The sequence below is a fragment of the Larkinella bovis genome, from assembly GCF_042655385.1.
GTDB classification, from domain to species: Bacteria; Bacteroidota; Bacteroidia; order Cytophagales; family Spirosomataceae; genus Larkinella; species Larkinella bovis.
This window is the reverse complement of sequence record NZ_JBHSMA010000001.1, coordinates 319828-332838: the sequence shown is the minus strand read 5'-3', so window position 1 is coordinate 332838 and position 13011 is coordinate 319828. Positions and strand designations below refer to the sequence as shown.

Genomic DNA, 13011 nt, shown 5'->3' with positions numbered 1-13011 from the left:
ACGCTCAGGCTTTGATGGTTCCCTGGTAGACCCGTACGGCCGGTCCCATCAGGTATACATTGCTAAAACCGCCCGCTTCGCCCGTTTCGAACGAAACCCGCAACATGCCGCCGAGCGTCTGAATGGACACCGGACTTTGCATGCCGAGTTGTTGGTGGGCCACCAGCGCTGAAGCCGTCACCCCGGTGCCGCAGGAATAGGTTTCGTCTTCTACCCCACGTTCATACGTCCTGACAAACAGCCTCTTATCGCTGGTCGGTTCCATAAAATTGGCATTGGTGCCGCCGGGCGCAAACCGGTCGCTGTACCGCACCGCCCGCCCTTCGGCCACGACATCCATTGCCTCTACCTCCTCGACAATCTTTACGTAATGCGGTGATCCGGTATTCAGAAAAGTAAAATCCGGTTGCTGGTCGATATGGGTCACGTCGTTCATTTTCAGCGACACTTCGTCGCCATTCACGGCTGCCTGGTGTTCACCATCAACGGCCAGAAACCGGGTTTCTTTCTCAAAAAGACCCAGATCGTGCGCAAACCGGACAATACACCGTCCGCCATTGCCACACATGCTGCCTTCGGCCCCATCGGCATTGAAGTAAATCATCCGAAAGTCATACGCCGGGTGATTCCGGAGCAGAATCAGGCCATCGGCGCCGATGCCAAACCGGCGGTGGCACAGGTGCGCAATGTAGTCCTGCGACACCGGAAACGTTTCTTCCCGGTCGTCGATCAGAATAAAATCATTGCCGGTTCCCTGGTATTTAAAGAAGTCGATCATCGCTTACCTGATGAATGGGAATGATTGAGTAATGGGCCTGGACGCGCACAAACTGGAAACGGGGTTTGTCCAAGGCTAGTTCATCATTCATCGCCCCTATGTATAAAAAAAGCCGTCTTTGCAGACAGCTTCTTCCTTCGAATGCGGTGCAATCTTATGCCTGTGGTGCTTTTGCCTTACGCTCCTTGATACGGGCAGCCTTACCCTGGCGACCACGCAGGTAGAACAGACGAGCCCGGCGCACTTTGCCCAGACGAACGACTTCAACTTTATCGATGTTCGGCGACAGAATCGGGAAAATCCGTTCTACACCGACACCGTTCGAAATTTTACGAACCGTAAACGTTTCGCCGTTGGTGTTCGGATTCCGGCGTTGGATCACCGTACCCGTATAAACCTGAATGCGCTCCTTGTTTCCTTCGCGGATTTTCACATGCACATTGACTGTATCGCCTGCCTGAAAGTCGGGGATATCGCTCCGGCGACTTGCGTTATCAGATTCGACCAGTTTAATTAGTTCACTCATGACCGTAGATATCTTCGGGGGGTATGAAATTTCTTATTGAGCCGCAAATGTAGCGATTCTTTTCCGTTTTATAAATAGTTGACCCGAAATAAATTGAACGGTTGGATGGTTAACGGGTTTTTAGCTATTTAGCCGTTGAAGAACGTAATCCGCTCATCCGTCCCAAAATTGGCACTTCGCTGTCCAGTCGAATGAAAATCCTAACCGTCGAACAAACCCGCGCCCTTGATCAGTATACCATCGAGCACGAACCGGTTGCCCCCCTCAACCTCATGGAACGGGCCGCTCAGGCATTCACCGACTGGTATACCGCCCGTTTTGACAAAAACCGGCCGGTGCGGATTTTCTGCGGACTGGGCAACAACGGTGGCGATGGGCTGGCCATTGCGCGGCTGCTGATTCAACTGGACTATACGGTTCAGACGTGCGTCGTGCGGTATGCGCCCCGCGAATCGGAAGATTTCATGCATAACCACCGCCGGCTGAAACTGCTCGCTTCTATTAAGTATATCGAAAGTGAGCAGGATATTCCCGTGATTCGCCCCAAAGAAGTGGTCATCGACGCCATTCTTGGCTCCGGGTTATCCCGCACTACCGAAGGACTTGTTCAGTCGGTCATTGACGCCATCAACCACAGCCCGGCCACCGTCGTAGCGGTCGACATTGCCAGCGGTTTGTTCGCCGATACGGCCAACGGTCCCAACGCCACCATCGTACAACCGGATTATACCGTTGCGTTTCAATTGCCCAAGCTGGCCTTTCTGTTGCCAACGCTCAGTCTCTACGTCGGCGAATGGCATTGGGTCGATATTGGCCTGAGCCGCGCCTATATTGAACGAACCCCGACTACGTATTTTTATACGACCGATCAGGAAGTCCGGCATTTGCTGCGGACCCGCAACCGGTTTTCGCACAAAGGCTCGTTCGGCCACGCCCTGTTGCTGGTGGGCAGTTATGGCAAAATCGGAGCGGGTGTGCTGGCTTCGCGGGCGTGTCTGCGGTCGGGGGTCGGTTTGTTATCGGTGCAGGTGCCGCGCTGCGGGTATGAGATTCTACAAACCAGCGTACCGGAAGCCATGTGCCAGCCCGACGGCCACCTCCATATTTTAACGGGGCAACCGGAGGTGGAGCAGCCGGAGCTGGATACGTTTTCCGCCGTTGGAGTTGGCCCGGGCATTGGAACGGCCCCGGAAACACTCGAAATGCTCCGAAAACTGCTGGCCAGCGTAAAAAAACCTATGGTCATCGATGCCGATGCGATTAACCTGATCGCCAAAAACCGGGACCTCATTGACAAAATACCGAAGAACAGCATCTTAACCCCGCACCCCAAAGAGTTTGAACGACTGACCCGGCGCTGGACCAGCGATTACGACAAACTGGGTATTCTGCGTGATTTTGCGCAGCGAAACCGCTTCGTGGTCGTCCTGAAAGGGGCCAATACCGCCATTGCAACCCCCGATGGCACCACACATTTTAACTCGACGGGCAACCCCGGCATGAGCACCGGCGGAACCGGCGACGTACTGACCGGTATTCTAACCGCCTTACTCGCTCAGGGATACGATCCGGTGGAAGCTGCCGTACTGGGCGTTTTTGAACACGGCCGGGCGGGCGACCGGGCGGCTGATCTCCGGGGCCAGATTGGCCTGACCGCTTCCGATGTGATCGAAGCACTCCGCTGGGATTAACCCGGTGGCTCTATAACGGACTCCCGAACTCCCTCCTGCCAGCCGCCGACCGAGTCGCTCCTGAAAAATATTTCGACCAAAGTTCACGTTGTCTGCAACCATCGTAGATCTACTTGGGTCTTACTAGTGTGTAATAGGTTCGCACTCGCTGTGGATTTATTTCCCCAAAAATTCCTTTGTTACCGTGTACAAAAAAGTACCAAAAATGCTCTTTTTCAATTTACCAATTCATAACCAACTGTCAATCAGAGGCATATTATCGGCGACACTGATAATTAAACATACAGAAAGGGATTGGAATAATATTTGAAACCTGAATAAGTATACGGATATGAGAAATGTGGAAACTACCTGATTTTGAAATTACGTAGTTGTACGCTTACCCAAATCAACCTGAATACTGAACTTTGCAACTATATCTAACACCACAATAAATACAAACAACCACACCACTAATTGAACGTTACCATGAGAAATGTTGCCCAAAAAGAATGGAGAGTAAATCGCCCGAGCCGCCGGTTTCGTTTTGAGATCGACCAGATTTCATTACTTGGCGTGCTGACGGTTATGATTTTTGCCTACATCCTTTTTCACTTCATTTATCCAATCATTTCGAAAGGATTGCTCTGGTAACCTAGTAATTTGCTCTATATACAAGAACAGATTTCATGACGGAATAGCGGTGAATACCGGGTTTTCGTCACGAAATCTGTTTTTTATTTGAGCAGTTCATACACGAGAAACGCCGACACATAGGCCAGGACGCTCATGTAGGCAAGTTGAATCAAGGGCCATTTCCAGCCTTTTGTCTCGCGGTAAACCGTGGCAATGGTGCTCATGCACATCATCGCGAACACGTAAAACACCAGCAGCGAGAACGCCACCGCCGGGGTATACATCGGGCCGCCCGTGTCCGGATTCGTTTCCGAAGCCAGTTTCTGCCGGATCGTGCTGTCATTTTCCGCATCGGAAGCGCCGATACTGTAGATCGTCGCGATGGTACCAACAAATACTTCCCGGGCCGCAAACGAACTGATGAGTGCAATGCCAATCTTCCAGTCGTAGCCCAACGGTTTGATAACCGGCTCCAGGATTTTACCAAACCGCCCTGCATACGAAGCCTCCAGTTTTTCGGAAGCCACGTGACTTTCCACCTCCTCCGCCGGGCGGCTGGCGTAGTGCCGACGGGCCTGGTTCTCAGCCTGTTCCATCGAGTCACCGGGGCCGTAGGAAGCAAGGACCCACAACACAATCGAAATAGCCAGAATCACCCGCCCAGCCTGCCAGATAAACGATTTCACGCTATCCCAGACCGTAATACCGACATGGTTCCAGCGGGGCCATTTGTAGGTTGGCAATTCCATGATGAACAGTCCCCGTTCGCGCGCCTTGACAATTTTCTTGAATACATAAGCCGCCATCAGGGCCGCCACCAGTCCCAGTAAATACATTCCCATCAGGACAATTCCCTGCAAATTCAGGAAACCAAGGACGGTTTTTTCCGGCACAACCAGCGCAATGAGAATGGTGTAGATCGGCAACCGGGCCGAGCAACTCATCAGCGGTGTCACCAGAATGGTGATCAGTCGTTCACGCCAGGAGCTGATGCTGCGGGTCGTCATGATGGCCGGAACCGCACAGGCCACGCCCGAAATCAACGGCACGACACTCCGCCCGTTCAGCCCAAACTGCCGCATGATTCGATCCATCAGAACCATCACCCGCGACATGTACCCCGACTCCTCCAGCAGGGAAACCAGAAAGAACAGAAAAGCAATCTGTGGAATAAAAACCACAACCCCGCCGATTCCGGCAATGACCCCATCGGTTAGCAGATTGGTGAGCGGTCCTTCCGGCAAACTTTCGTGCAACGTGCCGTTCAGCCAGGCAACGCCCTCATCGATGCCGTCCATGAACGGCTGCGCCCAGGCAAAGATGGCCTGAAAAATCAGCAATAAAATCGTCCCGAAAATGGCGTATCCCCAAACCGGATGAAGCAGAATCCGGTCGATGCGCTGGCTCCAGGTCGGCTGGTCGAGGGGACGCTTGTCGGTCACGACCTCTTTCACCACCCGCCCGATGCGCTGGTAGCGCTCAATGGTTTCCTTCGTCTGAAATTCCAGTTCGTTGAAATGGTATTTCTCGATCAACCGGTCGAGCCCGACCCGCTGCGGATCGTTCAGAAACGAAAACCCGTCGTGCTGGATCACGTACTGGAGGGCCAGGTAGTTATTCGTCAACCGGTATTGCCTCCGAACGTCGGAAATCAGGCCCGGCACATCGGCATTCCCGGTAGTTCCGGCCTGTTCGGGATCAAAAAAAAGTGTTTCCGCCCAAACGGGCTGGGCCAACTGTTGCTCCATTGCCCTTTTGAGCAAATCAAGCCCCTCGCCTACCCGCGCATTGATGTTGACAACCGGTACACCCAGTTGCATCGACAACCGAACGGCGTTGATTTCCAGTTGTTGTTGCCGGGCAATGTCGAGCATGTTCAAAGCCAGGATAAGCGGCACACCCAAATCCCGGATCTGGCTGAACAGCAACAAATTACGACTCAGGTTGGAGGCATCGACCACCACAACCGCCACGTCTGGATAATCTGGATGCGCCGGATTTGCCAGAATATCCGTAACGACCTGCTCGTCGGCCGATTTGGGATAAATACTGTAGACTCCGGGAAGATCGACCACCGTGATTTCGGTAGTTTCGTTCAGGAAAGCCGTTCCGGATTTTTTATCAACCGTAACCCCGGGGAAATTGCCCACTTTCTGACGAAGGCCCGTCAGTTCATTAAACAAGGACGATTTTCCCGAATTCGGATTACCAATAAGCGCAATAACAGGTTTTGATTTCAATGATTCAGCACAGTAAAAACCGTCGGAGAGGCCGACGAATCGTTCAATGAGATTCGACCAGAATGGTGGCCGCTTCGGACTTTCGCATCGACAGACAATAGCCCGATACGTTTAAACAAATAGGGTCGCCGAGTGGCGCTTTGCAGTGAAGCGACACTTCCGTGCCGGGCAAACAGCCCATTTCGAGCAGCTTCAGCGACATCCACGGATCGCTAAACGAGCGAATCACGGCTTTTTCGCCAATGGTTAAATCAGCCACGCTGCGGCTTCCTTCTTTACGATCTGCCATACACCTCACGCATTATTTAGAACCTTTACAAATTAACAGGACACAACCCGGTTTTGCAAGAATGGGGTTAAAAATAACCAGTTTTCAGTCCATTAACACAAACGGCAAAAATAGTTGCACGTCATCGATTCGCCGAATTATCGCCCATTCCATTTCAGGCAAGGGCCGTCCGTGAAAAAACCCGGATTTTTAGCGAGCGGAACTGGGGTTTGTGTTGTAATTTTGTAAAATCTGGTAAAAACGGCGGCAGAAAATTCTGCCATCATCAGATTTTTTGGGTACAAAACCCCTACGAATAGCGCGATGCAACAGATTAGTGTACTTATTGGCAAGGAATTCCGGCTCGAATGGCGGCAACGGTACGCCCTGAACGGAATGCTATTGTACATCGTCAGTACGGTTTTTGTCTGTTACCTGAGCTTCAGTCTGCGCCGGAATCAGTTGACGCCGATGGTCTGGAACGCCCTGTTCTGGATCATTTTGCTGTTTACGGCCTTCAACGCCATCGCCAAAAGCTTCGTTCAGGAACGCTCCGGCCGGCTTTTGTATTATTACACGCTGGTCAGTCCGCAGAAAATCATCATTTCAAAAATTGTGTACAACACCCTGCTGATGCTGGTGCTGGCAGGTCTGGGTTTTTTCATTTATACGCTGGTCATGGGCGTTCCGGGTCAGGATATGGATATGCCCCTGTTCATCGTTAATCTGTTTCTGGGGGCTATCGGTTTTGCGGCTTCGCTGACGCTGGTGGCCGGTATTGCCGCCAAAGCCGAGAACAGCGCAACGCTGATGGCCGTGCTGGGTTTCCCGGTGGTGCTTCCGCTGCTACTTATGCTGATTCGGGTATCAAAAAATGCACTTGATGGATTAGACCGTAGCGTTAGCATCGACGAAATCGGTACTTTACTAGCGATCGACGCCATCGTGCTTGTGTTATCGGTCATGTTATTTCCCTTTTTGTGGAGAAGTTAAAAAGACTATGAAAAAACATTGGTGGAAAGCCCTGGGCGTCGTGATTATGACGTACGTGATCTGGGTCGGTTTGCTGGGCGACGTTCCGCGTCAACCCATTCTGAATGAAAGCATTCGCAACGTTTATTTCCACGTGCCCCTGTGGTTTTCGATGCTCATTCTGATGTTCACCTCCATGGTTTTCGCCATTCGGTACCTGCGGAAAGGACAGCTGAAAGACGATCATGTGTCCGTTGAATTTGCCAATACCGCCATTTTATACGGCCTTCTGGGTTGCGCAACGGGTTCGCTCTGGGCGACGGTTACCTGGGGAGATCCCTGGCCGAACGACCCCAAACTGAACAGCGTGGCGGTTGGGATGCTCATGTATTTTGCCTACCTGATTCTGCGCAATTCGTTTGACGATGAACTGCGCCGGGCCCGGATTTCGGCGATTTATAACATTTTTGCCTTTGCGGTCTTTGTGCCGCTCATTTTCGTACTGCCGCGCCTGACCGATTCGCTGCATCCGGGGAACGGCGGAAATCCGGCTTTCGGCCAGTACGACATGGACAACCGGATGCGGCTGGTGCTGTATCCGAGCGTGATCGGTATGACATTACTGGGTGTCTGGATTACCCAACTGCGCGTACGCCTGCGCCGGTTGAGCGATCGGCTGGATAACGTCAACGATCCGCAACCCAAAGCCCATTCAACGGCGGAATGATTACCCTTTAAAACTTGTTACCACTTTACACTACTCACTAGAATGATACATAAACTCCTCGTTCTCTGCTTTTTGATGTTGCTGTCGTTCAGCAGCCAGGCTCAGGAAATTGAGATGGCTGACCGGCTCCGGGCTGATGGAAAGATCTGGGTCGTCGTGGCGGTTTTTCTGGTCACGTTTGCGGGTTTAATTCTGTATCTCATCCGGCTTGATACCAAAATCAGCAAACTGGAAAAGGAGATTTTGAAATAGCCGTGTGGGATAAGACACGAGTGTAAAGACGGGATTTTCTCTTTACCTTTTGCCTAACTTCTTTATTTTCAGAACAAAAGATGAAAAAGACACATATTATAGGTATTATTATCATTGCCATCGCCATCGGAATCATTATTTCAACCGCAGGCGACGCCAGTTCTTACGTCACCTTTACGCAGGCCGCCGAAATGGCCCAAAGTGGCGAAAAAGACGGGGTGCACGTGGTGGGGAAATTGACCAAAGACGCAAGCGGCCAGATTACCAATATGGTCTATCAGCCGCAGATTGACCCCAATCGTTTTGAATTTACGCTGGTCGATAACGAAAACCACACCCAGAAAGTGGTGTATAACGCCCCCAAACCGCAGGATTTCGACCGGTCGGAGCAGGTGGTCGTGATCGGTAGCATGGATGGTGATCATTTCCGCGCCGATAAAATTCTGTTGAAATGCCCGTCGAAGTACCAGGAAAACAAACTGGAAACGAAGGAGTACGAAGCAAAAAAAGCAACTATTTAGACGATTTTGGACGGTTAAAAGCCTGAATGGCTGGAAGGTGTACCCAGCTAGCCGTATAGTTTTTTAACCCGATGACCATGAAAGCGATTCAAGCATGATTCATACGACACCCGGTGAAATTGGTCACCTTTTTGTCATCCTTTCTTTTGTAACGGCCCTGATATCAACGTTCGCCTACCTGCGGATTTCGTTGGCGGGGACTGATTGGCTCCAGAATAAAACAGAATTAACCCAATGGCGCTGGTTGGCCCGGGGCGCGTTTTTTGTCCACGGCCTGGCGATTATGGGGATTGTCGGCTGCCTATTTTACATCATTTCCAATAACTATTTCGAATACCACTACGCCTGGAACTACTCCTCGCGCGCCCTGCCCACCGAGTACATCATTTCCAGTTTCTGGCACGGTCAGGAAGGGAGTTTTCTGCTCTGGCTGTTCTGGAACGCGATACTGGGGGTGGTCCTGATTTACACCAACCGCGATGATCGCCCGCGCAGCCAGGGGGCGCGCCAGTGGGAAGCGCCGATGATGACGGTTTTTGCGCTGGTTCAGGCGTTTCTGGCCTCGATGATTCTGGGTGTGGTGTTTGGCGATAGCTTCAAAATCGGAAGTTCGCCGTTTTTGCTATTGCGGGAAGCCCTCTCCGATATGCCCATTTTCACCAGCAATCCCAACTACATTCCGGAAGACGGCAAGGGCATGAACCCGCTGCTGCAAAACTACTGGATGGTGATTCACCCGCCAACGCTGTTCCTCGGTTACGCTACCACCCTGATTCCGTTTGCCTTCTGTATTGCCGGTTTATGGAAAAACGAACCGAAAGAATGGATGCGCCCCGCCCTCCCCTGGGCATTGTTTTCGGCCATGGTGCTGGGGGTCGGGATTTTGATGGGCGGTTACTGGGCCTACGAAACCCTCAACTTTGGGGGCTACTGGAACTGGGATCCGGTGGAAAACTCGGTGCTGGTGCCGTGGCTGGTTCTCATTGCGGCCATTCACGCCATGCTGATCGCCAAGAAGAGTTCGACGGGTTTAAAGACCGCCATTATTTTGTCCGTCGCCTGTTTTCTGCTGATTCTGTACTCCACCTTCCTGACACGCAGCGGGATATTAGGCAACGCGTCGGTTCACTCGTTCACGGACTTGGGGCTATCGGGGCAATTGCTGATTTACATGCTGGTGTTTGTGGTACTGGCCATCGCGCTGATTGCCGTGAAATGGAAACTGATCGAAAAGGACGAAGAAGAAACCTCGGTTTATTCCCGCGAATTCTGGCTGTTCATCGGAGCCATCGTGCTTTGTCTGGCCGGTTTTCAGGTACTAAATACCACCTCCTTCCCGGTTTATAACAAGATTGGGGAAGCCTTCGGTTTTAGCCCGAACATTGCCATGCCCGCCGATCAGGTGGCGCATTATAACAAATTCCAGATCTGGTTTTTCTCCGCCATTGCCGCCCTGACGGGAATCGGGCAATTTGTCTGGTGGCGGAAAACCGGTAAAAACAACCTGAACGCCCTGATCGCGCCGGCTGTCGTAGCGCTCCTGATTAGTGGTGGCCTGATTGCCGCCGGGAAAATCACCAAACCAGCCTTCATGGCCCTGCTCACGACTTCGGTTTTTGCCATCGTCGCTAACCTCAGCATTTTGTGGGGCGTTGTTCGCGGAAATTACCGGTTATCAGGCGGAGCCGTGGCGCATATTGGAGCCGCGCTGATGCTGATCGGCGTGCTGTTTTCGTCGGGCTACTCCAAAATCGTATCGCTCAACAATACCGGTATGTTGATTTCGAAGAGCGAAGATTTCACGAAAAATGACAACAAGGAGAACAAAGAGAATGTCATTTTGTGGCTGAATCAACCGCAAAAAATGAGCGGTTATTTGCTGACCTACCGGGGTCAGCGGATTGAAATCCGTGACGTTCCCGACTACGTGCCCCGCAATTGGGTGGAGCCGCTGGTGGGGGCCAGCCCGGAATTCAGTTATCATGGCGTGGCCCTGCGGGATATCGAACAACAGGGCAAACTTTACCATAAAAAAGGCGATACCGTCGCGCTGCACCCCGAAAATACGTATTACGAAGTCGAATACCGCGAACCGGATGGCAAGGTGTTTACCCTCTTTCCGCGCGGACAGATCAACGAGCAAATGGGCGCGGGCGGTTTTCTGCCCTCGCCGGATATCCGGCGCATGCCCGGCAAGGACTTGTACACCTACGTTGCAACGGTGCCCGATCCCAACAGCGAAGATACCTGGAGTCCCACGGAAACCTACCGGATTGCGCCAAGGGATACGTTTTTTGTCAACGATTACGTAGCGGTTTTTGACAATATCGAGCAAACCCGCGACGTCGAAGGCACTCCGCTGGGGCCGAACGATGCGGCCGTGAAGGCCGTTATCCGGGTACTTGACAAGGAACGCGAATACGTGTTAAAACCGGCTTTTATCATCAAAGACCGCATGGTTGGCCGAAAATCGGAAACGAATGAAGAACTCGGTCTGCGGATTCAACTCGACGAAATCGATCCCCGAACCGGTTTATTTACCTTCTCGGCCAATACGACACAGCGGGATTATATCGTCATGAAAGCCAAGGAAATGCCGTTCATTAACCTGCTCTGGATCGGCACGTTTGTGCTGGTGCTCGGTTTTTCGATGGCCGCCATCCGTCGCTATATTGAGTTTACCAAAACGCGGGACAAAAAGAAACCGGCTCCGGTCGGTAAGCCTTCTGTCAATCGCGTATGAAAATTCCTGAAACCATTCTGGGCGCTCTTTCGCTCGGTTGTTTGATTCTGTGGGTGCTGGAGTTCCGCCGGACGGGCACGTTTCGCGAACATTACTGGCTGCTTATGCTGTGTCTGGCGTTTTTGCTGGGTTTTCTGTATGTTCGTGGCCAACGCCTGAATCCGCCCGGTCGAAAACCGGCGGTTCCGGTGAAAGCAACCAAACGAAAGAAAAAAAAGTCCTGAACGGGGATTACCCCGATGAAAGGATGAACCGGGATTCCGTCTCCCGTTCTGTCCATCCTTTCACCGGGGTAATCCGAGTTCTGATGCTATGGAATCATACAGCATTCTGCTTGGCGCACTCGTAGCCCTGGTACTGGCCGGTTTTTTCTCGGCGGTCGAGATGGCGTATCAGTCGGTTAACCGGCTCTACTTCGAACTGCACAGCAAACAGGGGCCATTGGGCGAGAAACTGGTTTCCGCCTTTCTGAAACAGCCCATCCTCTTCGTGGGAACAACGCTCACCGGAAATACGCTTTTCCTGGTCCTGTACGGCGTTTTGGGGGTGACGGTTCTGAATCCGCTCCTGGCCACGTACCTCCCCGAACTGTTTACCCATCCGGTTACGCTGATTGTTATCGAGACGTTCCTGCTGACGTTTCTCTTCATGCCGTTTGCGGACTATGTCCCCAAAAGCCTGGCGCTCATCCATCCCGACGCTTTCATGGAGCGACTGGCGATTCCGATCTGGGTCATTTACAAGGCCATTGCGCCGGTTGTCCGGCTGATGGTCTGGCTGACCAAAGGCATTGTGAAAATCATTCCCGGCAGCCAGTATTCCGAAATCCGGCCGGTTTTCGGACTGATCGATTTAAACCATTACCTCCAGCAGTTTAACCAGCAGAAGCAGACCGACCACGACAACCAGGAGGACGTCAACATCGATATTGATACCGAAATACTCAACAACGCCATCGACTTCCGGAATGTGTCCGTTCGCGACTGCATGATTCCCCGGACCGATATCACGGCGGTTGATGTTGAAGATAGTATTGAGGAGTTAAAACGCTGTTTCCAGGAAAGCGGACATTCCAAGATTATCGTCTACCGCGATAACCTCGACAATGTCATCGGCTATTGCCACGCGCTGGCCCTTTTCCAAAAACCGCAAACGATTGAAAGCATTCTGACGCCCATCCGCGTCGTCCCTGACAGCATGCCCGCCCGGTTGTTACTTGAAAAATTTCTGGCCGAACGCAAAAGTCTGGCCCTGGTGGTCGATGAGTTTGGCGGCACCTCCGGGTTGGTCAGCGTCGAGGACCTGGTGGAAGAAATTTTCGGAGAAATTCAGGACGAATACGATATCAACGAAGACTGGGATGAACGCCAGCTGGACGAAACAACCTGGCTGCTGAGCGCCCGGCATGAGATCGAAAGCCTGAATGAAAAGTACGGCTGGAACATCCCGGAGGGCGATTATGATACGCTGGGTGGTTTAATATTAGCCGTCAACGGTGAGATTCCGGATGTCAATGACGTCATCGAAATGCCACCGTTTACGTTTACCATTCTGTCGATGAACGAAGCCCGGATTGATCTGGTGAGGCTTCAGATCGTCAAAGCGGAGGAGTAAGAACAAACGGCTCCTGGCCCTGGCTTCCGGCTCCAGCGACGAAGCCAGCCGCCCTGCATTTCTC

General features: G+C 52.2%; 13 protein-coding genes. 9 read left to right on the top strand and 4 right to left on the bottom strand.

From position 1 onward, the window contains the following. Nucleotides 1–4 precede the first annotated feature (4 nt). Both dapF and rplS read right to left on the bottom strand, forming a co-directional pair. A complete protein-coding gene (gene dapF / locus ACFPMF_RS01360; protein WP_379842733.1) occupies nucleotides 5–775 on the bottom strand; it encodes a diaminopimelate epimerase in 771 nt (256 codons plus the stop codon). A 157-nt stretch (nucleotides 776–932) separates the two neighbouring features. Then, complete coding sequence (rplS, locus tag ACFPMF_RS01355; RefSeq protein WP_379840630.1) at nucleotides 933–1304, bottom strand: 50S ribosomal protein L19; 372 nt, start codon at nucleotides 1302–1304, stop codon at nucleotides 933–935. Between the two features lie 191 nt (nucleotides 1305–1495). Here rplS and ACFPMF_RS01350 point away from each other — a divergent pair, with 191 nt between their 5' ends. Then, nucleotides 1496–2995 carry an NAD(P)H-hydrate dehydratase gene (locus ACFPMF_RS01350; protein WP_379840629.1) on the top strand — a complete coding sequence of 500 codons (1500 nt, stop codon included), beginning with the start codon at nucleotides 1496–1498 and terminating at the stop codon, nucleotides 2993–2995. A 468-nt stretch (nucleotides 2996–3463) separates the two neighbouring features. Next, on the top strand, nucleotides 3464–3628 hold the full coding sequence (locus ACFPMF_RS01345; protein WP_379840628.1) for a hypothetical protein: 165 nt from the start codon (nucleotides 3464–3466) through the stop codon (nucleotides 3626–3628). Nucleotides 3629–3711: 83 nt separating this feature from the next. Here ACFPMF_RS01345 and feoB read toward each other — a convergent pair whose 3' ends face one another. Both feoB and ACFPMF_RS01335 read right to left on the bottom strand, forming a co-directional pair. Then, nucleotides 3712–5850 (bottom strand): ferrous iron transport protein B, encoded by a 2139-nt coding sequence (feoB, locus tag ACFPMF_RS01340; protein ID WP_379840627.1) that lies wholly within the window; start codon nucleotides 5848–5850, stop codon nucleotides 3712–3714. A 43-nt stretch (nucleotides 5851–5893) separates the two neighbouring features. Beyond that, nucleotides 5894–6139 carry a FeoA family protein gene (locus ACFPMF_RS01335; protein WP_379840626.1) on the bottom strand — a complete coding sequence of 82 codons (246 nt, stop codon included), beginning with the start codon at nucleotides 6137–6139 and terminating at the stop codon, nucleotides 5894–5896. Nucleotides 6140–6442: 303 nt separating this feature from the next. Here ACFPMF_RS01335 and ACFPMF_RS01330 point away from each other — a divergent pair, with 303 nt between their 5' ends. From ACFPMF_RS01330 to ACFPMF_RS01300, 7 genes are all read left to right on the top strand, one after another. After that, a complete protein-coding gene (locus tag ACFPMF_RS01330; protein ID WP_379840625.1) occupies nucleotides 6443–7111 on the top strand; it encodes a heme exporter protein CcmB in 669 nt (222 codons plus the stop codon). Nucleotides 7112–7118: 7 nt separating this feature from the next. Next, complete coding sequence (ccsA, locus tag ACFPMF_RS01325; RefSeq protein WP_379840624.1) at nucleotides 7119–7817, top strand: cytochrome c biogenesis protein CcsA; 699 nt, start codon at nucleotides 7119–7121, stop codon at nucleotides 7815–7817. A 42-nt stretch (nucleotides 7818–7859) separates the two neighbouring features. After that, entirely contained in the window at nucleotides 7860–8069 is a 210-nt protein-coding gene (locus ACFPMF_RS01320; protein WP_379840623.1) for a CcmD family protein, read from the top strand. A gap of 80 nt (nucleotides 8070–8149) precedes the next feature. Then, on the top strand, nucleotides 8150–8590 hold the full coding sequence (locus ACFPMF_RS01315; RefSeq protein WP_379840622.1) for a cytochrome c maturation protein CcmE domain-containing protein: 441 nt from the start codon (nucleotides 8150–8152) through the stop codon (nucleotides 8588–8590). Nucleotides 8591–8684: 94 nt separating this feature from the next. Next, entirely contained in the window at nucleotides 8685–11333 is a 2649-nt protein-coding gene (locus ACFPMF_RS01310) for a heme lyase CcmF/NrfE family subunit (protein WP_379840621.1), read from the top strand. Next, nucleotides 11330–11557: a hypothetical protein gene (locus ACFPMF_RS01305; protein ID WP_379840620.1), complete on the top strand. Its 228-nt coding sequence runs from the start codon at nucleotides 11330–11332 to the stop codon at nucleotides 11555–11557. Before ACFPMF_RS01310 ends, ACFPMF_RS01305 begins: the two co-directional genes overlap by 4 nt. An 88-nt stretch (nucleotides 11558–11645) precedes the next feature. Next, nucleotides 11646–12947, top strand: coding sequence for a hemolysin family protein (locus ACFPMF_RS01300; RefSeq protein WP_379840619.1), 1302 nt, complete (start codon nucleotides 11646–11648; stop codon nucleotides 12945–12947). Nucleotides 12948–13011 lie beyond the last annotated feature (64 nt).